The sequence below is a fragment of the Fructilactobacillus myrtifloralis genome (assembly GCF_024029335.1).
Taxonomy (GTDB): Bacteria; Bacillota; Bacilli; order Lactobacillales; family Lactobacillaceae; genus Fructilactobacillus; species Fructilactobacillus myrtifloralis.
This window is the reverse complement of record NZ_CP097116.1, coordinates 1,297,439-1,319,458: the sequence shown is the minus strand read 5'-3', so window position 1 is coordinate 1,319,458 and position 22,020 is coordinate 1,297,439. Positions and strand designations below refer to the sequence as shown.

At 48.2% G+C, this 22,020-nt stretch carries 24 protein-coding genes and 1 other RNA gene; 5 read left to right on the top strand and 20 right to left on the bottom strand.

All coding sequences use genetic code 11. The annotated features are described in order from the left end of the window. Nucleotides 1–3: 3 nt before the first annotated feature. The 3 genes from groL to M3M35_RS06535 form a co-directional block, all read right to left on the bottom strand. On the bottom strand, nucleotides 4–1,626 hold the full coding sequence (gene groL / locus M3M35_RS06545; RefSeq protein ID WP_252749846.1) for a chaperonin GroEL: 1,623 nt from the start codon (nucleotides 1,624–1,626) through the stop codon (nucleotides 4–6). Nucleotides 1,627–1,670: 44 nt separating this feature from the next. Then, nucleotides 1,671–1,955, bottom strand: coding sequence for a co-chaperone GroES (gene groES / locus M3M35_RS06540; protein ID WP_252749845.1), 285 nt, complete (start codon nucleotides 1,953–1,955; stop codon nucleotides 1,671–1,673). 132 nt (nucleotides 1,956–2,087) lie between these two features. After that, entirely contained in the window at nucleotides 2,088–2,732 is a 645-nt protein-coding gene (locus M3M35_RS06535; RefSeq protein WP_252749844.1) for a redox-sensing transcriptional repressor Rex, read from the bottom strand. Nucleotides 2,733–2,940: 208 nt separating this feature from the next. On the opposite strand from M3M35_RS06535, the gene M3M35_RS06530 reads away from it, so the two are divergent. Then, entirely contained in the window at nucleotides 2,941–4,884 is a 1,944-nt protein-coding gene (locus tag M3M35_RS06530; RefSeq protein WP_252749843.1) for an ABC-F family ATP-binding cassette domain-containing protein, read from the top strand. A gap of 110 nt (nucleotides 4,885–4,994) precedes the next feature. Here the strand turns inward: M3M35_RS06530 and tsaD are convergent, their stop codons facing one another. The 17 genes from tsaD to M3M35_RS06445 all read right to left on the bottom strand — a co-directional run bounded on the left by tsaD (nucleotide 4,995) and on the right by M3M35_RS06445 (nucleotide 17,909). Then, the gene (gene tsaD, locus M3M35_RS06525; RefSeq protein ID WP_252749842.1) at nucleotides 4,995–6,029 is read right to left on the bottom strand and encodes a tRNA (adenosine(37)-N6)-threonylcarbamoyltransferase complex transferase subunit TsaD; all 1,035 of its coding nucleotides are present in this window, start codon (nucleotides 6,027–6,029) and stop codon (nucleotides 4,995–4,997) included. Nucleotides 6,030–6,055: 26 nt separating this feature from the next. Further along, entirely contained in the window at nucleotides 6,056–6,655 is a 600-nt protein-coding gene (locus M3M35_RS06520) for a GNAT family N-acetyltransferase (protein ID WP_252749841.1), read from the bottom strand. Beyond that, a complete protein-coding gene (gene tsaB, locus M3M35_RS06515) occupies nucleotides 6,639–7,364 on the bottom strand; it encodes a tRNA (adenosine(37)-N6)-threonylcarbamoyltransferase complex dimerization subunit type 1 TsaB (protein ID WP_252749840.1) in 726 nt (241 codons plus the stop codon). Before tsaB ends, M3M35_RS06520 begins: the two co-directional genes overlap by 17 nt. Then, a complete protein-coding gene (locus M3M35_RS06510) occupies nucleotides 7,361–8,128 on the bottom strand; it encodes an acyl-[acyl-carrier-protein] thioesterase (protein WP_252749839.1) in 768 nt (255 codons plus the stop codon). Before M3M35_RS06510 ends, tsaB begins: the two co-directional genes overlap by 4 nt. An 11-nt stretch (nucleotides 8,129–8,139) precedes the next feature. Continuing rightward, nucleotides 8,140–9,018, bottom strand: coding sequence for a 16S rRNA (cytidine(1402)-2'-O)-methyltransferase (gene rsmI, locus M3M35_RS06505; protein ID WP_252749838.1), 879 nt, complete (start codon nucleotides 9,016–9,018; stop codon nucleotides 8,140–8,142). Between the two features lie 2 nt (nucleotides 9,019–9,020). Further along, on the bottom strand, nucleotides 9,021–9,344 hold the full coding sequence (locus M3M35_RS06500; RefSeq protein WP_274706351.1) for a DNA replication initiation control protein YabA: 324 nt from the start codon (nucleotides 9,342–9,344) through the stop codon (nucleotides 9,021–9,023). Nucleotides 9,345–9,366: 22 nt separating this feature from the next. Next, entirely contained in the window at nucleotides 9,367–10,389 is a 1,023-nt protein-coding gene (gene holB, locus M3M35_RS06495) for a DNA polymerase III subunit delta' (protein WP_252749837.1), read from the bottom strand. 3 nt (nucleotides 10,390–10,392) lie between these two features. Next, nucleotides 10,393–10,719 (bottom strand): cyclic-di-AMP receptor, encoded by a 327-nt coding sequence (locus M3M35_RS06490; protein ID WP_252749836.1) that lies wholly within the window; start codon nucleotides 10,717–10,719, stop codon nucleotides 10,393–10,395. Next, complete coding sequence (gene tmk / locus M3M35_RS06485) at nucleotides 10,716–11,375, bottom strand: dTMP kinase (protein ID WP_252749835.1); 660 nt, start codon at nucleotides 11,373–11,375, stop codon at nucleotides 10,716–10,718. The genes M3M35_RS06490 and tmk overlap by 4 nt, the downstream gene beginning before the upstream one ends. 126 nt (nucleotides 11,376–11,501) lie before the next feature. Beyond that, the gene (locus M3M35_RS06480) at nucleotides 11,502–13,445 is read right to left on the bottom strand and encodes an ABC transporter ATP-binding protein/permease (RefSeq protein ID WP_252749834.1); all 1,944 of its coding nucleotides are present in this window, start codon (nucleotides 13,443–13,445) and stop codon (nucleotides 11,502–11,504) included. Nucleotides 13,446–13,580: 135 nt separating this feature from the next. After that, entirely contained in the window at nucleotides 13,581–13,826 is a 246-nt protein-coding gene (locus tag M3M35_RS06475) for a YaaL family protein (RefSeq protein WP_252749833.1), read from the bottom strand. A gap of 7 nt (nucleotides 13,827–13,833) precedes the next feature. Next, nucleotides 13,834–14,433: a recombination mediator RecR gene (gene recR / locus M3M35_RS06470; RefSeq protein WP_252749832.1), complete on the bottom strand. Its 600-nt coding sequence runs from the start codon at nucleotides 14,431–14,433 to the stop codon at nucleotides 13,834–13,836. Between the two features lie 19 nt (nucleotides 14,434–14,452). Further along, nucleotides 14,453–14,767, bottom strand: a complete 315-nt coding sequence (locus tag M3M35_RS06465) for a YbaB/EbfC family nucleoid-associated protein (RefSeq protein ID WP_252750713.1) — start codon at nucleotides 14,765–14,767, stop codon at nucleotides 14,453–14,455. A 25-nt stretch (nucleotides 14,768–14,792) separates the two neighbouring features. Further along, on the bottom strand, nucleotides 14,793–16,538 hold the full coding sequence (dnaX, locus tag M3M35_RS06460; protein WP_252750712.1) for a DNA polymerase III subunit gamma/tau: 1,746 nt from the start codon (nucleotides 16,536–16,538) through the stop codon (nucleotides 14,793–14,795). A gap of 147 nt (nucleotides 16,539–16,685) precedes the next feature. After that, nucleotides 16,686–16,784: signal recognition particle sRNA small type (gene ffs / locus M3M35_RS06455), an RNA gene on the bottom strand. A 28-nt stretch (nucleotides 16,785–16,812) separates the two neighbouring features. Further along, entirely contained in the window at nucleotides 16,813–17,304 is a 492-nt protein-coding gene (gene tadA, locus M3M35_RS06450) for a tRNA adenosine(34) deaminase TadA (RefSeq protein WP_252749831.1), read from the bottom strand. Further along, nucleotides 17,301–17,909, bottom strand: coding sequence for a class I SAM-dependent methyltransferase (locus M3M35_RS06445; protein ID WP_252749830.1), 609 nt, complete (start codon nucleotides 17,907–17,909; stop codon nucleotides 17,301–17,303). Before M3M35_RS06445 ends, tadA begins: the two co-directional genes overlap by 4 nt. Nucleotides 17,910–18,063: 154 nt before the next feature. Between M3M35_RS06445 and nrdH the strand changes: the two genes are divergently transcribed. The 4 genes from nrdH to M3M35_RS06425 all read left to right on the top strand — a co-directional run bounded on the left by nrdH (nucleotide 18,064) and on the right by M3M35_RS06425 (nucleotide 21,966). Then, nucleotides 18,064–18,309: a glutaredoxin-like protein NrdH gene (gene nrdH / locus M3M35_RS06440; protein WP_252749829.1), complete on the top strand. Its 246-nt coding sequence runs from the start codon at nucleotides 18,064–18,066 to the stop codon at nucleotides 18,307–18,309. A 66-nt stretch (nucleotides 18,310–18,375) separates the two neighbouring features. Next, nucleotides 18,376–20,544: a class 1b ribonucleoside-diphosphate reductase subunit alpha gene (gene nrdE, locus M3M35_RS06435; RefSeq protein ID WP_252749828.1), complete on the top strand. Its 2,169-nt coding sequence runs from the start codon at nucleotides 18,376–18,378 to the stop codon at nucleotides 20,542–20,544. A 14-nt stretch (nucleotides 20,545–20,558) separates the two neighbouring features. Then, on the top strand, nucleotides 20,559–21,572 hold the full coding sequence (gene nrdF / locus M3M35_RS06430; protein ID WP_252749827.1) for a class 1b ribonucleoside-diphosphate reductase subunit beta: 1,014 nt from the start codon (nucleotides 20,559–20,561) through the stop codon (nucleotides 21,570–21,572). A 16-nt stretch (nucleotides 21,573–21,588) separates the two neighbouring features. Beyond that, nucleotides 21,589–21,966: a hypothetical protein gene (locus M3M35_RS06425; protein ID WP_252749826.1), complete on the top strand. Its 378-nt coding sequence runs from the start codon at nucleotides 21,589–21,591 to the stop codon at nucleotides 21,964–21,966. The last annotated feature ends 54 nt before the right edge of the window (nucleotides 21,967–22,020 follow it).

Here is a 22,020-nt window from a genome sequence, read left to right as displayed (position 1 = left end):
AGGCTACATCATTCCAGGCATTCCTTGTGGCATTCCTGGGTTGTCGTTACTGTCTTCTTTTGGTTCTTCAGCAACTACGGCTTCCGTCGTAAGTAACAATGAAGAAACTGAGGCAGCATTTTGTAAAGCTGACCGACTAACCTTGGTTGGGTCGACAACTCCGGCGGCAATCATGTCTTCATACTTGCCATCCGCAGCGTTGTATCCAACTCCTGGTTTTTCTTGCTTCAAGTGGTCAACGATTACAGCACCATCCACTCCGGCGTTTTCAGCAATTTGCTTAACTGGAGCTTCAAGAGCCCGACGTACAATGTCAACTCCCGTTTGTTCGTCACCATCGGCATCAACGGCAGCTACATCAGCGAGGATGTTGATGAAGGAAGTTCCTCCACCAGGAACGAAGCCTTCTTCAACGGCAGCCCGGGTAGCATTCAAAGCATCTTCAATCCGGTACTTGCGTTCCTTTAATTCCGTTTCGGTTGCAGCTCCGACTTTGATTACGGCTACTCCACCAGCTAACTTAGCTAACCGTTCTTGTAACTTATCCTTATCAAATTCAGAGTTGGTCGTCGAAATTTGACCCTTAATTTCAGCAACTCGCTTAGCAATGGCTTCTTTGTCACCCTTGCCTTCTACGATGGTTGTCTTATCCTTCGTAACGTTTACTTTATTAGCTTGACCAAGTTGATCGACGGTCGTGTCTTTCAAGTCAAAGCCTAAGTCATCACTAATGACAGTTGCACCAGTCAACGTGGCGATGTCTTGTAATTGGGCTTTCCGCCGGTCACCAAAACCAGGGGCCTTAACGGCAACCACGTTAAACGTTCCCCGCATCTTGTTCAAGACCAAGGTTGGCAATACTTCGCCACCAATGTCATCGGCAATGATTAACAGTGCCCGACCTTGTTCAACGACTGATTGTAAGAGGGGCATGATGTCTTGCATGTTGCTAATCTTTTTGTCAGTAATTAAGATGTATGGATTATCGAGATCGGCTTCCATCTTTTCTTGATCAGTAACCATGTATTGGGACATGTAACCACGATCAAATTCCATTCCTTCAACCACGTCCAAGCTGGTTTCCACTCCCTTGGAGTCTTCGATGGTAATTACCCCATCGTTACCAACCTTTTCCATGGCTTCCGCAATCAAACTTCCAACTTCTTTGCTAGCGGAAGAAATGGAAGCAATTTGTGCGATGTCGTCTTTGTTTTCAACTTTGTGACTCATCTTCCGCAAACTGTCTACAGCGGCTTGGGTTGCTTTTTCAATTCCCCGACGTACACCAACCGGGTTAGCACCGGCCGTGACGTTCTTCATACCTTCTTTGACAATTGCTTGGGTCAAAACAGTTGCAGTAGTGGTTCCGTCCCCAGCAACATCGTTCGTCTTGGAAGCTACTTCAGAAACTAACTTAGCCCCCATGTTTTCAAAGTGGTCCGGTAAACTAATTGCCTTAGCAATCGTGACCCCATCGTTAGTAATGGTTGGATCGCCAGCTGTTTCTTCTAAAACAACGTTACGACCCTTTGGACCCATTGTCGTTTTAACTGTATCAGCTAATTTATCAACACCCTTGAGCATTGCGCTCCGTGCGTCATCTGAAAATTTAAGCTCTTTAGCCATTTTAATCACCTCATGTTGATTTTATTTGTGTTCCATTGTTACGCTTATTTTACGATTGCTAAGAGGTCGTTTTCGTGCATTACCAAGTATTCTTGATCTGCATAGTTAACCTTGGTGCCGGCGTATTTATCAAACATCACGTTGTCGCCTTCCTGAACTACTGGAGCGACCCGTTCGCCACTGTCAAGCACCCGTCCGGCTCCAACAGCAACGACCTTGCCTTGGGTTGGTTTTTCCTTCGCGTTGTCTGCGAGGACAATGCCACCCACTGTTTCTTCTGGTTGATCTTCTACTTCGATAATAACCCGATCTCCAATTGGTTGTAACATCTTAATCCCTCCAATAAAGTAACGTTTTAGCACTCAAACTCATCAAGTGCTAATTACATTATTAATATAATCCCCCAGCTGGGAAAATGCAAGAATTTAGTTTCAAAAAAAGAGTTACTGTAGCAGTAACTCCTATTCCTCGGTTGTTTCATCATAATGATCAATAAAGTAAATGAGGGTTTGCAATTCGTTGGTCAAATCCACGTTGTGCACCCGAATGTCATCAGGAACATCCAAGCGCCGGGACGTAAAGTTTAAAATCCCCTTTACCCCGGCTTCCGAAACTTGATCTGCAACGTCTTGGGCGACCTTCGCCGGAACGGTTAGAATGGCCACGCTGATTTGTTGGTCCCGGAGCTGGTTAATCATTTGATCCATCGGGTAAATGGGGACGCCTCCCTGAATCGTGTTGACGTTCTTTGGATTCACATCGAACGCCGCGGAAATCCGAATGTTGCTATCCTGATGGAAATTAAAGTTCAACAGGGCGTGACCAAGATTTCCAACCCCCACTAGGGCCAAGTTGGTCAAACGGTCCTGATGTAGGATGTTCTTGAAAAATTCTAACAAGTTATCAACATCATACCCGTAACCTCGTTTCCCGAGGGCCCCAAAGTAGGAGAAGTCCCGACGAATGGTCGCTGAATCCACGTGAATGGCATCAGCTAGCTCAGTCGATGAGACCCGTGTTTTGCCCCCGTCATGTAAAATGTTTAAATAGCGATAATAGAGCGGCAGGCGCTTTGCAGTTGCACGGGGAATTTTAACTTCTGCCATTGGCTAGTTTCCTCCTTAAAATTAGTCGTACCTTCACTTTTACCATTCTACCACAAACTAAAAGTTTGTGAATTTTTTGGTTAGCGCTAGCCCCGCTCCGCCAATTCCAATCGGGGGTCTCAACTGTCCCCGTCCACCTTGCATTTTTCAGACTAGCCGGCCTAATCACAACGGTAAATATGATAAGATGACGACAGGAGGAATCACCATGATTATCTTACAGGCACAACACCTGACCAAACGATTTAATGGCGTGGCGATCTTTGAAGATCTTAATTTAACCATTAATGACCACAGTCACCTCGGGTTAGTCGGCCAAAACGGCGCGGGAAAATCAACCCTGTTAAAAATGCTGGTTGATCCCCAAACGATTAGCTCTGGAACCGTGACCACTAAACAAAACTTATCGATCGGTTACCTACCCCAAAATACCGGACTCCATTCCGATCGGACAATTCAAGCCGAGTTAGAGCTCCCGTTTAAGGGCTTACAGGAAATGGAAACTAGGCTTCATCAACTTGAAGACCAGATGAGTCAGCCGGAGATTAATCAGGATCCGGACCAACTAGCCGCCGTTTCAAAAACTTACGACCAGTTGCAAGCCGATTTTACACGAAACAACGGCTACGGCTACCACGCGGAGATTCGGACCATTATGAGTGCGTTTGGCTTTAGCCCCGCTGACCAGGCTCGCCCCATCAGTGAACTATCGGGTGGCCAACAAACCCGCGTAGCGTTAGCTAAACTACTGCTTGAAAAGCCCGACCTGCTCTTACTGGATGAACCGACTAATCACATTGACATGGAAACGACCGCCTGGTTAGAAAACTTTTTAAAATCCTACGCCGGGGCGTTTTTAATCATTTCTCACGATCGTTATTTTCTCGATCAGACGGTAACGGGCATCTATGAGTTAGACCACGGCCACTTAAACTACTACGCCGGAAATTACAGTTTCTTTGTAACCGAAAAGGAACACCAGTTGACTCTGGCTGCTAAGAAATACGAAAAGCAGCAGCACCAAATTAAAAAAGATGAAGAATTCATCCAGAAAAACCTGGTGCGCGCTTCCACTACCAAACGAGCCCAGTCCCGGCAAAAACAACTTGCCAAGCTCGAACGGGTGGAAAAACCCAGTCAGCAACACGCCACCGCTCGCTTTCACTTTCAACCCGCTCGTAAAAGTGGAGAGGTCGTCTTAGACGTTGAGAACCTCGGCATTGGCTACCACCAAGAACTGAGTTACCCCATCAACCTGCACTTAAGGCGGCAACAACGCGTTGCCATCTTTGGTCCCAACGGGGTGGGGAAATCAACCTTATTAAAAACGATTGTAGGGGAACTGCCCCCGCTTCAGGGTACGATTCGCTTTGGGACCGGGGTCCAGATCGGCTATTACGACCAGCAACAGGCCCGCCTGCATCCCGAAAAGGACGTGCTGCACGAGCTCTGGGATGATTACCCGACCACTCCGGAAGGTGACATCCGCTCCATCCTCGGGAGCTTCCTCTTCAGCGGTGCCGCGGTGGAAAAACAGGTTGCCAATCTCTCGGGAGGCGAACGGGCCCGCCTGTTACTAACCAAATTATCCATGGAACGGGATAACTTTTTAGTCCTAGACGAACCAACTAACCATCTAGACGTCGATAGCATTAACGTCTTGGAAAAAGCCCTCCTGGCCTTTCAAGGCACGATTTTGTTTGTTTCTCACGATCGGTATTTCATCAACAAGTTGGCTACCCACATCGTTGAGCTGAGCGCCGCGGGCTCAACCACCTACATGGGTAACTATGATTATTACCGGGCTAAAAAAGCGGAGGAAGCAGAAATTGCGGCGCATGAACAGCCAGAGCAACCCGTTGTAACTGCCCCTGCTTCCGACCAAAAGCAACAATTTCAACGCCAGAAGGACATCCAACGGCAACAACGGAAGTTAGCACGAACCATCCAGGATTTAGAAACCCAACTTGGTCACCTCGAAACGCAAATCCAAAGCGTCCAAACGGCCATGACCAAACCAGAAAATTATCAGGATGCTAACAAGAGCAGTGAACTGCAGACCCAGTTAAACGAACTGCAAGCTACCCAACAAACGGTTGAATCCCAGTGGGAAACTGCAAGCTTAGACCTCGAAACCTTAGATGAACCATAAAAAAATCCCGTTCCAGCACGATCGTGTTGGAACGGGATTTTTAGTTACCATTATTTTAGTTACTACTAAATTAAAGCATCCTGGTTGTCAGAGACTAAATTGGCTTTCACTTAGTGAGGAACCGCTGCTTGCCACTCAAATTCCAGGCCGGGCTCGGCATTCAAACTCATGTCCGCATGCGCCCCATGGCGTTGCAGCATGGCCCCGGCCGCTCCAATCATCGCAGCGTTATCGCCACACAGCTTCCGCGGTGCCATCACAAAGGGTATTCCTTTGGCGGTCACCGCCTTCTGAAGTGCCGAACGCAACCCCTGGTTCGCGGCTACCCCACCGGCTAAGATGAATTCCTGGGCCGGATACTGTGCTAATGCTTCCGTGGTCTTTGTGACCAACACGTCGATCACTGCGGCTTGAAAACTGGCGGCCAAATCCTGTTTATTCAACGAGGTGCCGACCTGGTCCGCGTGGTGAACCGTGTTAATAAACGCACTTTTTAGCCCACTAAAACTAAAGTCCAGGTTATCTTCCTTAATCATGGCCCGGGGAAACTGGAAGGTTTCGTGACCGGCGTGGGCCCACTGATCCACGGTCGGGCCGGCGGGGTAATTAATCCCCAACACGCGCCCAATTTTATCGTAAGTCTCTCCAGCGGCATCATCACGGGTTTCCCCAATGATTTTAAACTCACCCTCGGCTGGCATCCAAACCAATTCCGTATGCCCACCAGACACGACCAGCGCGACCGCGGGAAAGTGCACCGGTTGCACAAAGTTAGTGGCGTAAATGTGACCCGCAAGGTGGTTCACCGGAATGAGGGGGAGCTGGTGCGCCCAAGCAACGGCCTTTGCCGCCGTAATGCCGACTAATAATGAACCAACCAGCCCGGGTCCGTATGTAATTGCTACTCCGGTTAGGTCCGCGTACGTAACGTGGGCTTCAGCCAAAGCCTGTTGCAAACAAATCGTAATTTGTTCAATGTGATGCCGACTGGCCACTTCGGGAACGACCCCGCCAAACCGTTGGTGGCTCTTAATCTGGGTTGCCACCACGTTACTTAAAATCTCGTTGCCATCCTTAATCACTGCCACACTAGTTTCGTCACAACTAGTTTCAAAGGCCAGGATTAAACTCGGTTGTGCTTTCATGTTTTCACCGCTTCTGTCGTTCTGATTTACCGTCCAAAATTGTTGGCCGCTAAGTAGTTTCGTTTATCTAAATGCAATCGGTAGTCAACGGCGGCTTCGCCATCGTCAAAGTAATCCGGTTTCTCATCCACCTTGACAAACCCAAGGTCTTGGACCAAACTCTGGGATTTTTCGTTACTTTTTCGGCACGTAAAAATCACACAGTGCAGGCCCATTTCTCGTGCTCGTTCAATGATGGTCGTCGTCAAAAAGTAGCCTAATCCCCGCTTTTGAAACTGCGGTAAAATGGCCAGGTTTTCAATGTGACAACAGGTTTGCTGGCGCGAAATCATAATGCAGATGAAGCCGACTAACTCATCTTCGTGCCGCAAAATCAGATAAAACCGATTATCCCGGTTCTTTAACCCCGCCTGAAATCGTTTGGGACTCCACTTAACCTTTTTCCCGTAAGCTGCTCGGTCAACCTTGATGAGGTCCGGCAAGTCGGTCATTGACCCCTTCCCGAGAAAATACTTCATACCACAAATTTCCACAATCCGATTTTTAAAATCAAGGGCCTCGTCAATCCGATTCGCCTGTTTGTCATTAATGTTTTTGCGATACCATTCTTTAAACTTGTTCAACATAGCCTGTCGATCCCTCTCCTGGGTGCTTGTGCTGCCATTCTGCCTCTGCCTGGGTCATCCGTAGGTAGTTTGGAACCACCTGGTCGACGTCTGCAACGGGCGGTTGTTGTTCTCCAAACATAGCCAATTGACTGGCCTGGGGCAAATTGTTAATGCCCGCCACCGTCCGTACTGGTACGTTCAGGTGCTCCTGAAACTGGGCCACAAACTTCGGAACGTCTGAGCCCACTAGGGTCAGCGGTTCAGTAAACTGCTGGAGTTGCTGGAGCCAATCAGCTAACGCTACGTGCTGCTCTGGTACAACTAGTTTTGGTCCCGTCGGACTCGTCCGGTAGACGGCCGTGAACAAAATCTCGTTTCGGGCATCAAACAGGGGCACGACCAGGTGCTGTTCCGCCGTGACGTTGAGCGCCAGGGTTTGTAGACTGGACACGGTCACCAATTCAATTCCGAGGGTGGTCGCAAGCACCTTGCCAATCGTCACTGCTACCCGTAAGCCCGTATAGGATCCCGGTCCGTTGGCAATCACCACCCGCTCTAAATCCGCCGGAGTTAACTTAGCTAGTTTAACCAGGCGCTCCACAATTTCCATTGCATAGGCCGCGTGTTTGCGTTGGGTTGTAATGGTCGTAGTTGCAAGCACCCGGTCACCGTCAACGACCGCAACGGTTAACGGTTGATTCGAAGTGTCAATTGCTAAAGTCTTCATTCCGACGCCTTCTTTGGTGTAATCTTTGTCCATTTAATCTGAGCGGTGGCACTAACCCGGTCACCCACGGCAATCTGGTGGATAGTGACTGGATTCGGGTCCGTCGTTAACAACTGGGCCTGACTCGTAACCTGATCGCCGTACCGGACCTCATCAGCATACTTAATGCTAAATTCGGTTGGAAGGTAATCCCGCAAAAATTCAAAGGGCAATGTGTTCGTCATCCAGCCCACGTAGTGCGTGTTACTAACGTGCCCGTTAAAATCAATGTCACTAAATAACACCGGATACGTCATTTTCCACTCTGCCGGACCACTTAGTTCGGGAATTTTAGTCAACCGTGGTAACCGTTTCACGTGTTCACTACCAAACGGTTTCGTCATGGCTTCGTTAATTTTAACCATTTTTCGGGTCTTTAAATCCATCATGACCCACAGGCTATTAACATCTACTAATAAATGCTCTGCTTGGTCGTAAACGCGGTACACCCGTTTGGCAAAGTAATTTGTGTGGGCCGCCGCTTGGGTTTCAATGCGAACCTGTTCGTTTGCTGCCGGTAAGCGATTAATGTGCAGATCTTGTTGCACGACAATCCACGTCACCCCTGTCTCCTGGACGTCGTCAATTCCGACGGATAACCCGACGGATTCATCCTCTGAAACCTGAATAAAGCTATCAATTAAAAATTGCAGGGTCACTTTCCCGTGAATTTCCGTTTGAAAGTTCGCAATCTTGTAGTTCTCTGAAAAAATGGAAGCTGGCATGTTACTTTCTCCTATTTATCAAGCTGATGAAAGCGATTATAGACATCCTGACGAACCAAATGATTGGTTTTAGCCACCTGTTTAATCGCTTGGTTGGGTTTCATTCCCGTCTGCACCAGTTGTTGCACCTGGGCTTCAATCGGGAGTGTCGGCGCAACCACCGGGGCAGTTGAAGTCGGCTCCGGATTCCCGGCCACTAAGATCACGAATTCACCCCGCACGGGTTCCTCCGTGGCCCACTTCACTAGTTCACTCAGGGTTCCGCGGACGTATTCTTCATGCTTCTTAGTGAGTTCCCGCCCTAAAGCCGCTGGCCGGTCTCCCAGCACTTCGGCTAGGTTGGTTAACGTTTTCTTTAACCGGTGGGGAGCCTCGTAGAAAATTAACGTGGCGGTCTCATTCTGTAACCGTTGGAGTTCGCGTCGCTGCTCAGCTGGTTTCCGTTGCAAAAAACCGTAAAACAAAAACGGCTGCGGACTTAGCCCGGATGCAATCAAACTGGTTAAGCCAGCGGTCGACCCGGGTAAACTGACCACGGGGAGCTGGTGCTCAATGCAGGCTTGCACTAACTCATGTCCAGGATCACTCACGGAGGGCATCCCAGCATCGCTCACCTGAGCAATTGCCTCTCCAGCCTCAAGCCGGTCAATTAGCTCTGGAATCCGCCGGGCGGTATTGTGCTCATGAAAACTAATTTGTTTGGTACCTATTTCAAAGTGATTAAGTAACTTTTGCGTGTTCCGGGTGTCTTCGGCGGCAATTACATCAACCGTCCGTAACGTGTTGAGCGCCCGCAACGTGATGTCGTCCAAGTTCCCAATCGGCGTGGGCACGAGGTATAAAGTTCCCGTTGCCCGGGCAGCAAAGCTACTCTGAGCGTAGATGGTCATGATTAACGTTCTCCGTAAATAATGTCAGTACAAAAAATACAGCTTTCGTTTTCAGCCCGCCGCTTTCCATAGTACTGATTACAAATGTGATAGCCTTCGTTGTACAGTTTTTCGAGGTTCTTTTTGGACTGGGACAATTCCCGGACGCCGTGATGTTGTTTTTCAGCAGACCCCAGTAACTCCCGCAGGTGTTCATTTTCAATTCGCAGCTCCGAATTCTCTTCTAAAATTGCGGCAACCTTGGTCCGTAACGTTGTAATTTTGGTTAGCATTTGTTCGAACTGGGCAGACAGATCATCCATGCCCTCGTCCACATTTTTTGCCAAACACCATCATCCCTCTCATTTGCTAATTTATGGTGGCTAAACACTGCAGGGTGATGACCTCTAAAATACTCTGAAAGCCAACGTTCACCTGCTGTTGTTGTGCGGTTGTCAATATGTCATTAATCATACTGACAATTTGCTCATCTGACAATTGGTCCGCCGCGGATTTAAGTAAATCATAAACATCTCCAAACGCTAACTTCGGAGCGGGCAGCGCCCGAAATTTCACGTCAAATAAATCCTGAAAAAGCAGACAAATCATCGTAATTGTCACGTTTTGACTAAAACGATCCTTTACAAGGGGTAAGACATTCGTTTGAATAAAGGGAAACGCCTGGGCGTCGCCCTGTTTAAGCCACGTAAACCACGTTTCTAGTTGCTGTTTCATTTTACTTAACCAGTGGTCCGTTACCAACTGGTCCAGTTCATCGGTATCATTCGTGATTTTTAACGCGAGGGTAATGTCCGTCGCACTCACCTGCTGCGCCTGTAAATAGCGAATCAGTTCGGCTGCCTGGATGGGCGGAAATTCCACCAACTGGGTGCGGGACCGAATCGTAGGCAACATGTGATGATAATCTGTGGTTAGCAGGATGGCGGTCACCGTTGCCGTGGGTTCTTCGATGACCTTGAGCAGACTATTAGCTGCGGCCACCGTCATGGTATCGGCCGCGTCGATAATAAAGACCTTCTGCTTGCCCTCGACCGCACTCTTGGAGAACTCCCGTTTTAACTGCCGCACTTGGTCAATCTTAATTGATTGACCGTCGGGTTTTAAGGTTAAGACATCGGGATGTTCCCCGTTTGCAATCCGATCACATTCATTACAATGCCCACAGGCTAATCCCGCGGGGTCAGGGTGCGCACAAAATAAACTCATCGCCACTAGTTGACTAACGGCCAGCTTTCCTCGCCCCGTGGCCCCTGAAAATAAATACGCATGGCTTAACTCCCCGGCCTGAACCACCGCACCAAAATGCCGAGCTAGCTCTGGTTGCTTTTGTAGCGCTGTTTCAATAATCCTAGGGGCTGTCTTCGTTTCCATCCTTTAGAACCGGAAAAATGATTCAATCGGCAGTACCATTACCGTGGCCCCACCGACCTGGACTTCAACCGGATAGGCCGTGTCGTTAATGCTCCCCACGAGGTTAATCGGTGGGGTCACATACTGGTCGCGAGCCTGGCAGGAGTGCTTAATGATGTCCAGTAGTTCGGGAACCCGTTCGTCATCAATTCCAACCAGGTAGGTTACGTTTTTAGCCTTTAAAAAGCCCCCCTTGGTGGGTAGCTGCGTGGCAATGATCTTGTGGTCATTGAGTTGTTCTTGTAACTGTGCGGCATCTTTTTCCTGAATAATTGCTAAAACTAATTTCATGATTCAGTCCCTCCTGCGCTCAAGTTCTGATGAAGGTGTTTTCCAATAATGGTTACCACCTGTTGCGTCACGGTCGCCACCGGTTGGGTAGCATCGACCCGGACAATGCGATCTGGATGTTCCGTCGCTAACCGTTCGTAGGCATCGTGGACCCGCACGTAAAAATCACGGTGTTGCTGGTCAAGTCGATTCGTGGCGGCTGCGGTGCGCTGCTGGATCCGTTGTAACCCGACGGAGACTGGGACGGCAAAGTAGATGGTCAGGTTCGGGAGCAGGCCCTCGGTCGCAAACTGATTCATCTGAAACACGGCTGCTTCTCCTAACTTCCGTCCCGCTCCCTGGTAGGCAATTGAACTGTCTACGTAGCGATCACACAGCACGATTTGGTGTTGGCGCAGTGCTGGTAGGACGGTTTTTACGAGATGCTGGCGGCGCGCCGCTGCAAACAACAGTGCTTCCGTGCGCGCATCCATGTCCTGGTTGGCTTCATCGACAATCACTGACCGTAACTGTTCGGCGATTGGATCGCCACCCGGTTCCCGGGTGACCACTAGTTGCGAACCTAACTGGGGCTGCAACGCAGTGACGACCTGGTTGAGCACCGTCGTTTTCCCCGCTCCGTCGTTTCCTTCAAACGTTATAAATTGACCACTCATCGGACACCATTCCCCTTATTTTCTCCCTCGATTGTACTGTAAATTAACCCACTTGTCTATTTGCGAACCAGCACCTTTCACCTCGTCCCGCCTACTAAAAAAGACCGCGAACGCGGTCTTTTTTGCTTATTCAGCACTTAAACTGACAATTGGATCAACCTTGGCGGCCTTTCGTGCCGGTAACAAGGCGGCCAGTAAACAAATAATGACAGAAATCGCTAAGCCAAAGATGGCGTTGCCCACAGAAATTTGCATAATGTGGTAGTGAATTCCGCTTTGCGATAATGAGTCTACGCCCCATTCTACGAGGTAGGCTAACACGATGGCAAACAGGGCCGAGAAAAAGCCCAGGAAGACAGCTTCAAAGATAAATAGCTTCCGAATGTTCCCCTTGGAAAAACCAAGCGCCCGTAAAATTCCAATTTCCTTCGTCCGCTCGGAAACACTGATGTACAGCACCACGATAATCATGATTGCTGACACCAAGAGCGAGATGGCCGCGATGGAAGTCAAGACGGCCACAGCGAGGTTCACGTAGGTATTCAGAATGGAAACAATCGACCCGGCTCCCGTAATCTGGTAGGCCTGCTTGTGCTTGCTATTGTCCAGCGCCTTAATCTTATTCTGAACTGGTTGGACGTTTTGGACTCCCCCCGTAATATCAACGGCCAGATAATTAGGCCCAAACGGTACGTTGGCGGCTTGGTGCATGGCCTTTAGGGTGCCATAACTAACGGCATCTGGGAGGTTGTTGCTATCCGCAACTCCACTAATGGTAACCTCTTGTTGCAGCACTTGTGGTGCCTGCGTCTGATCGTTGGCAATGTTCAAGTACAAGGTCACCTTCTGCCCCACCACCTGGTTAGGATGGTTTTTATTCAGTTGCTTGGCTTCCTTCTTACTAATCAGGATTTCATTCTGCTTGGGCGCATGGCCGGCCTTAATGCTCGATTTTCGCAACGTGTTATCAAAGGTTTGCAGCAAGCTCAAGGTTACCGTTTGTTGGCCACTCTTCAGTTGACCCCCACCAGTGGCAAAGTAGCCGGGCGCCACGTGTTTTACCCCGGCAATGTTCGCTAAGCGCTTTTGATCGTGAGTCGTTAAGCGCGTCTCCTTAGGCGTGGGGTTGTCTGCATTGACGTTTTTAGCCACTTGAATGGTGTTCGGATTAATCTGCGAATAAATTTCGTGGTTAATGTAGCCCTTCGTTCCGTTCCCTAATCCGAGCATTAAAATCACACTAAAGATTCCGATGGCGGCCCCAAACATAATTAAGAGGTTGCGTTTTAAATTGTAGCGAAAATGGTGCCAGGCCATCGTGGCCATCGACCGGCTACTAGCCACTTTATCCCGAAACGGTTTTTGCGTGTTTTCCACCGGATAAGCTGGTTTTAACACCCGGTCGTCGTCGATTAATCCGTTCGCCAGGTGCACAATCCGCGTTCCGTAGTTCGCCACAACCTGGGAGTGGGTCACTGCGATAACCAGTTTGCCATCCTTGGCAATCTGATTCAGTAACTGCAAGATTTCATCGGTATTCTCGGCATCAAGCGCTCCGGTTGGTTCATCGGCAATGATGATGTCTGGATCGGAGGCTAACGCCCGTGCGATCGAAACCCGTTGCTTCTGCCCCCCTGAAAGTTGGTTCGGGTACTTATTCTTGTGATCGGAAAGTCCAACTTGATCTAACAGGTGGTCGGCCCGCTGTAGTTGTTCGTGGTGCGATAGGTTGGTCATTTCCAACGACACCAGCACGTTATCCCGAATCGTCAGGTGACTAATTAGGTTAAAGCTTTGAAAGACAAACCCAATCGTACTGCGGCGGTATTGATCCAGTTCCTTCGCGGTGTCTCGTTTCAACGATTTCCCGTTTAACAACACATCTCCCGTGTACTGACTGTCCAGCCCCGCAATGATGTTCATCAGGGTGGTTTTCCCGCCCCCTGATTCCCCGAGAATGGAGACAAACTCGCCGCGTTCAAAGGCCAAGTTAATTCCGTTTAAAACGTGGAATTCCTGATGGTCAACTTGATACGACTTGTGAATATCTTGTAACTGTAAATAGGCCATTAAGTTCTCCTTTGGACTAATAATTATTATTAGTTAGTTTGATTGATATTATACACTATATAGTATGAGTTGCAATCCCTAATCAGGCCTACCAATCAAAAAGCAGCGCTCGCTCATCGCGAACGCTGCTTGTCATTATGAATCATACACACTCGATTGAATGTGATCATTTTTAATGTCCCGGAACCGGGCCTGGCGGTACATAAACTCAAACTTCTGCTTGGCAAGTTTGGTTTGCGCCTGGACCTGTGAATCAACGTCGGCCACCGCGGCTTCCGTCTGCTGCGCCTGATCCCAGTCTTCCTTTAATAGGTTCAAGGACTGCAGTAATGCTTCATCGTACAGCTTTTCAAAGTTTTTCTGCCGCCAAAAATTAAACATCCTAACCTCACATTTCTGTTCGTCCTTCGACCGCCCGAAAGAGGGTCATTTCATCGGCGTATTCAATATCGCTTCCGACCGATAAGCCCCGCGCGAGGCGCGTTACTTTCAACCCAGCGGGCTTGAGCAACCGGGCGAGGTACATGGCCGTTGCGTCTCCTTCGGGGGTTGCATTCGTCGCAATGATGACCTCTTTAATTTTTTCGTTTTGCTGTAACCGTTTAATCAGCGAACTGATATTGATATCATCGGGACCCTTCCCCTCCATTGGGGACAACACCCCATGGAGGACGTGGTACAAGCCGTGATAATCCTTCATTTTTTCCATCGTCGCGATGTCTTTTGGTTGTTCCACCACCAAGACCTGGGACTGATCTCTCATTGGGTCACTACAAATTTCACAGGGATCCGTTTCGGTAATGTTGCCACAAATCGAGCACACCGTGAGTTTGTCCTTGGTATCCAGCAGTGCTTGGGCAAATTGTTGCACCTCATCCTTGGGCATATCAATGGTATAAAACGCTAACCGAGTGGCCGTTTTCTCCCCAATCCCAGGGAGGTGCATGTAGCCATCAATCAGCTTTGCAACTGGTTCTGGGTATTGCATCTAAACCCCTTCTTTACAATTAAAGTCCTGGAATGTTCATTCCTTGGGTAAACTGACCCATTTTACTCTTCGTTGTTTCATCAATTTGCCCGAGGGCATCGTTGACAGCGCTAATCACTAAGTCTGATAGCATGTCTGGATCATCTGGATCAATTGCTTCTGGCTTAATTTGAAGATCCTTCATTTGCCGCGCTCCCGTGAAGGTGGCCGTTACTAATCCGTCTGGGGCCGTGCCCGTAAAGTCTTGTTTTTCAATCTCACTTTGTTGGGCACTCATCTTTCGTTGCATTTCCTGGGCTTGTTGCATCAGTTTTCCCATGTTCATTCCGTTCATTGCCATTTTGCTAACTCCTTACTTTTTAATCATCTTTAACATCAACTAATTCATCACCAAACAGTTCCTTAGCCTTGCGCACGTTGCGCGGTTCCGGCTCCGCTTCCGTTTGTTGCTCCGGTTTAGTCGGGGTCGCCGCTGGTTCCGGCTTACGGGGGTGTTGTTGCAAGTATTCCTGGCGCAGGTTCGGCCAGGATTCCTTTGGCACAAACAGAACCGTCGGCGTCTTTCCCAGTAATTGTTCAAGTCCCCGGTTCAGGTCCGCCAGTAACTGGTCATCGCTCCCCGCTCTTTGGTACAAGAATCCGTAGTCAAACGCAATTACGACCCCATCTTCGCTAGCAGCGACGGGACGCGCCACGTGCAAGACCGCCCGTTGGGTGACACTTAACAATTGTAACAAAGCATCCCACTGACTGCGATACTGTTCTAGGGCCGGTTTCGTGGCCGCATCAAGCACCGCAAAAATCCCTTGGACGTCGAGCTCGGGCGTGCCCTGCTGATTAGGTACCGTGCGTTTCGGTGCTGACTGCGTCTGCGTAGCAGTTGCCGGAGCGGGACGTGCCTCTGAGCGTTGTTGTAACTCCTGGAGTTGTTGCTTCAGTTCGGTGACTTGCTGGTTTAACTGCTGGTAGGCTAGATCGACGGTTGAATCCGCTGCCGGGGTCGCCGGTGATTGTTCCGCGCCCGTTTCATCCGCCAACCGAACGGTTAAAATATCCAAATACAGTTCGGGATGATAGGTAAAGCGTAACTGTTGTTGCACTTCATTAATAATTTCGACGTAGCGATAAAGTCGACGTTGTGGGACCGTGGTGGCAATCTTTGCAAAGTGATCGCCGAGCAGACCTAATTCATCCTCGGAAACGAGCGCTTGATCTTGTTGGTACAACAACAGGTTTTGACAGTAATCAATCAAATCCTCCAGAAACTGACTGGAATCCTTGCCTGCCGCAAGGAGCTCGGCTACCACTTTCAGCCCGGCCCCGACTTCACCGGCTAGGACCGCTTCAAAGTAACTTTGTAATTCGTCCCGAGCCACGCTCCCCGTTACCTGGAGCGCACTCTCATACGTCAGTTCGTCTGCATCGTATGAGAGGGCCTGGTCAAGGATACTCAGGGCATCCCGCATCCCCCCCTCGGCACTGCGCGCAATCATTTTCACCGCACGGTCATCATATTTGACCTGCTTTTCCTGTAAAATCTTTTCCATCTGCGCCCGAATGTCTGCGGCGTTAATCCGTTTAAAGTCGAACCGTTGTAGCCGTGATAAGATGGTCGCCGGAATTTTATGCGGTTCCGTCGTCGCTAAAATGAAGATTACGTGACTAGGTGGTTCCTCTAAGGTTTTCAGGAGGGCATTAAAGGCCCCCGTCGACAGCATGTGCACTTCATCAATGATGTACACCTTATAGGTGGCCTCCGTGGGTGCATACTTGGCCTTATCCCGGATGTTACGGATCTCTTCAACCCCATTATTAGAGGCCGCATCAATCTCAATCACATCGTTCAGCGCGCCCTGGTTAATGGCCACACAGGTCTCACATTCGTTACAAGGCTCGCCATCTTCTAGATGTTGACAGTTGACGGCCTTCGCTAAAATCTTAGCCGTTGACGTCTTCCCGGTTCCACGGGGTCCACTAAATAGATAAGCATGGCTAATCTGGTCGGTTAGCAAGGCGTTTTTCAACGTTTTTGTAATCACTGGTTGCCCGACAATTTCATCGAATCGTTGGGGGCGCCACACCCGATATAAAGCTTGATAGCTCATGCTCATCTTCCTTTCTTCATCAGTCATTTCACCCTAATTATAGCGAGAACGAGTGGTGATTACCAACTTCCCTACTTCAAACTAACCACCGTTTCGTGCGCCCTTAAATGGTAAAAAAAATCTCCTAGTCAACTTGACTAGGAGCTTATTTGCTAACAACAAGAAGCACAAGGCAAAAAATACTTAGTGCTGCTTCCTTCCGGACCTGACACGGTTCGTAAGTCCACCTTTGCTTCCAGGCCTTACGGCAGTTACTATCATAGCGCAGCTGTCCTTAATTGTCCAGTGGTTGCCGCGGTTTTTTCCGGTGCTTTTTCCGTTTCGAACGAAAAAATTGTTGCATAATCTGGGCCGCTTCGCTAGCCCGACATCCCGTTTGTAACTCCACCTGGTGATTCTGCCGTTCATCCGTTAGGACCTGGTATAAACTCTCTCCAGCGCCCGCCTTCGGGTTGGCCGCTCCATACACCACCCGGGGAATCCGGGCGTTCAGGATGGCGCCCGCACACATTAAGCAGGGTTCAATCGTCACATAGAGGGTACAGTCCGTTAGCCGCCAACTGTGCTGGGTTAAACACGCCGCCTCAATCGCCATTAGCTCGGCATGTTGGGTCGTTAGTTGGGTGTGCTCGCGCAGGTTATGCCCCGTTCCAATCACCTGGTGATCATGCACAATTACGGCCCCGATTGGAATCTCACCAATTTGGGCGGCAAAGCGAGCTTCGGCTAGCGCTCGTCCCATGTATTTCTCATCCGCTGTTTTCATGATTGTTTAGTACTTTCTAATACGTAGTAACCCTTGTCGCGTTTGAGCACCCGCACGTTACCAAAGGTCTGCTGCATCAATCGTTCCGCCGAGGGCGCCCCCTGCTTTTTTTGCAACACCACGCTTAACCGACCGGCCGGCACGAGGTGGGCGGCTGCTTCCGTAATCATCGCGGACACCACTGCTTTCCCCGCTCGAACCGGTGGGTTGGTTACAATGGCGGCATACTGGCTCTGCGCCACCCCTGCGTATACGTCGGAAGTTGCCACCGTCACGTTAGTCAACCCATTATCAGCAGCATTGCGCGTCGCAAGCTCCAGGGCCCGCTGATTTACGTCCACCAGCTCAAACTCCCGGTCGGGGTGGGTCTCGGCTAAAAATAATCCGATTGGTCCGTAACCGCACCCCAGGTCTAAAACGGCGCCTGCCGGTAAGTCCTGAAAATCAACGTTTTGAATGAGGACCCGCGAACCGTAATCAACCGTCCGCTTAGAAAACACGCCGTTATCTGAATGGAAACGGAGCGTGGTATTTCCAAGGGTAAATTCCCATTCTGTTTCAGCATGTTCAACTTCGGGATTCGGTGTATAATAATAATCACTCACAGTAACACGTCCTTTAAATTTAATATTTTGTTTCACATACCACATGTAGTGTGTTCCCCAACCAGGAACCACTACATGTGGTGTTTTTGTGGTTGAAAGAATCCAATTTAAGAGTAGAATCAAAGCATAGTTAAACGAAAGAAGGAGTCGAATCATGAAACAAATTACCGTCTACACCAAGGATAATTGCATTCAATGCAAAATGACCAAGCGGTTTTTGACCGAACACAACGTGGATTTCACGGAACAGAATACCAGTGAAAATCCCGACCTAATTCCCTACTTAAAAGCGCAGGGCTTTCAAGCGGTTCCAGTGGTTGAATCCGAAATAATTGATTCATTTGGTGGGTTTCGTCCCGATCAACTACAAAAATTAGTTGACGCACTTTTAACCGCCTAATTCATTACTTTCATTATACACATTAAAAAATATTAATTAATTACAAATAATAAGGGGAATCAGCACATGTCATTAAAAGACCACACGGATGCCAGTTATTTTCGGTTAAATAACGAAATTAACATTCCAACGAAGGATGGTAAAATCCGGCTGGATAAGGACCAAGAAGCACTAGACGCCTTTTTAAAGGAAAATGTCGCTCCTAATACCGTTCACTTTAAGTCCCTCAGCGACCGGTTTGACTACCTCATTAACCACGATTACGTGGAAGCCGAATTTCTGCAACTGTATCCGAGTGAGTTTATCGAAAAGCTGTACTCCTACTTAAACAGCCAGAATTTTCACTTTCATTCCTTTATGGCTGCTTACAAATTTTATGCGCAGTATGCGCTTAAAACTAACGATGGCAATCAATACCTCGAAAGCTACATCGACCGGACGGCCATGAACGCCCTGTACCTCGCCCATGGCGATCAAGACCTGGCTATGAGCCTGGCGGACGAACTAATTCATCAACGGTTCCAACCGGCCACGCCGACCTTTTTAAACGCCGGTAAAAAACGCCGGGGAGAGTTTGTTTCCTGTTTCTTAATTCAGTCAACCGATGATATGAATAGCATTGGCCGGACGATTAATTCCGCCCTCCAACTTTCTAAAATTGGTGGCGGAGTTGGGATTAACCTTAATAACCTACGGGCCGCCGGCGATCCCATCAAGCACATTGACGGAGCTGCCAGCGGAGTAATGCCGGTTATGAAGTTGTTGGAAGACAGCTTTAGCTATTCTAACCAACTGGGGCAACGGCAGGGAGCCGGAGTAGTTTATCTGAGTGTCTTTCACCCAGATATTAGTGATTTCTTAGCCGTTAAAAAGGAAAATGCCGACGAAAAAATTCGGATTAACACCCTCTCGTTAGGAGTGACGGTTCCCGATAAATTCTATGAATTAGCAGCAGCAGATGCTGACATGGCCCTCTTTAGTCCTTATGACGTAGAACAGGTCTACGGGGTTCCCTTCTCCTACGTTGACATTACGCAGGAGTACGACAACTTAGTTAACAACGACCAGATTCACAAGAAATTCATCAAGGCCCGCGACCTTGAAACGGAGATTGGTAAGTTACAACAGGAATCTGGTTATCCCTACATCATCAACATTGATACGGCCAACCGGGACAATCCCATTGACGGAAAAATTGTGATGAGTAACCTGTGTTCAGAAATTATGCAGGTGCAAACCCCGTCCATCATTAACGATGAACAACAATACGAAAAACTGGGAACGGACGTGTCCTGTAACCTTGGTTCCACGAACGTTGTGAACTTGATGCAATCGCCCGACTTTGGAAAATCAGTTGAATCCATGGTCCGGGCCCTGACCTTTGTGACTGACATCAGTCAAATTAACACGGTTCCCTCGATTCGCCACGGCAATGACTTGAGTCATTCCATCGGCCTTGGAGCCATGGGGTTGCACTCGTACTTTGCTTTGCACCACATGTACTATGGGTCGGAAGAATCAATTGAATTCACGAGCGTTTACTTCATGCTCCTTAACTACTGGAGCTTAGTTGCTTCAAACAAGTTAGCGAAGGAACGGAATCAAACTTTCCATAACTTTGAAAATAGCAAGTACGCCGACGGTAGTTACTTTGATCAGTACGTAGACCGGGACTGGGGTCCCACTTCCGACCGGGTCAAGGAACTGTTTGCAGAGACCTTCATCCCGAGCCCTGAAGACTGGGCTAACCTTAAAGAAGCGGTCATGCAAGACGGGCTGTACCACCAAAACCGGTTAGCTGTTGCTCCCAACGGCTCCACCTCTTACATCGGTGATGCCACAGCTAGTCTCGCTCCGATCGTGAGTCGGATTGAAGAACGGCAGGAAGCCAAAATCGGGACCATTTTCTACCCCGCTCCCTACCTTTCCAACGACACCCTCAAGTACTATGAATCGGCCTATGACGTTGACATGCGTAAGGAAATTGATATCTATGCCGCTGCCCAAAAACACGTGGATCAGAGCTTGAGTATGACGATGTTCATGCGCTCAACGATTCCCGCCGGGATGTACGAGTGGAAGGACGGGCGTTCTGACAAAATGTCAACCCGGGACTTAACCATTCTCAGAAACTACGCTCATTTCAAGGGCATCAAATCCATTTACTACGTGCGGACGTTTACCGATAATAACGATACAGTGGGCGCCAACGAATGTGAAAGCTGCGTCATTTAGAAGGAGAACAGGTCATGGATCTTAACAAAGTATTAACCGGAAAATGGGATGGGAACTACGAAGCGATTAACTGGAATGAGGTCTCAGATGAGATTGATAAGGCCACGTGGCACAAGCTCACGGAACAATTTTGGCTCGATACGCGGGTCCCGGTTTCTAATGATTTAAAGGACTGGCGTGAACTTGACGATGACCACAAATGGTTAGTGGGCCACGTGTTTGGGGGACTGACCCTGTTAGATACCCTTCAGTCCCAGGACGGGATGGCAGCCTTACGGGTAAACGCCAAAACACAACACGAGATCGCCGTATTAAACAACATCCAATTCATGGAATCGGTGCACGCTAAAAGTTATTCCACGATTTTTTCCACGTTGAATACGCCAAAGGAAATTAGTGAAATTTTTGCCTGGAGTGATTCAGAAGAATTCCTGCAGAATAAAACCAAGCGCATTTACACCCTCTACCACGATGATGAGAGTCCCCTTAAAAAGAAAATTTCCAGTGTTTTCCTGGAAACCTTCCTCTTTTACTCCGGATTCTTCACGCCCCTCTGGTACCTTGGTCATAACCAACTCACCAACGTTGCTGAAATCATCAAGTTGATTATTCGGGATGAATCGGTTCACGGAACCTACATTGGCTACAAGTTCCAAGCCGAATTTAACCAACTAAGTACTAATGAGCAGCAAGCGCTCAAGGACTGGATGTACAGCTTCTTATACGATCTCTATGAGAATGAAGAAAAGTACACCCACCTGCTCTATGACCAAGTGGGCTGGACTGATAAGGTCCTAACCTTCATTCGGTACAATGCTAACAAAGCCCTGATGAATCTCGGACAAGATCCAATGTTCCCTGACACCGCGGAAGACGTAAACCCCGTGGTAATGAACGGCATTTCCACCTCCACCGTAAACCATGACTTCTTTTCAGAAGTCGGCAATGGCTACCGGCTCGGAAACGTGGAAGCAATGACCGACGAAGATTACAAGATTGATTCGTGGGAACACCATCATAATAAATAAAAGTAGGAATTATAATTTGGAAAATACTAATCTTAAAAAAAATAGAAAAGAATTTATAAAGAAAGCTTTCAAAGATAATTTAAACAGTGTTGAAGATATTGATGCAGGTCATTGGAATGATATAAATTTCTTAATTAAACTAAAGAAAATAAACATTAATGAATTCAATAATTTTAAAATTTCAGTTGGCCAACCATATGGAGATCCGGTGGAACAAATCGATTGCGATTTTAATGATTTTTTTAATGATATAGACAATAAATCTAGTGAAATAATAAAAAATAGAATATACCATCCAGATTATATTAAACAAGAAAATTTAAATAATATAAAAGTGTTTGTTTTTATTCAGAAAATAAATGGATCTTATTGTTTATATGCTAGTTTCCAATAAAGTTCAACTTATAAATAAAAAATGCGATTCAAAAATAAAATTTTCGAATCGCAT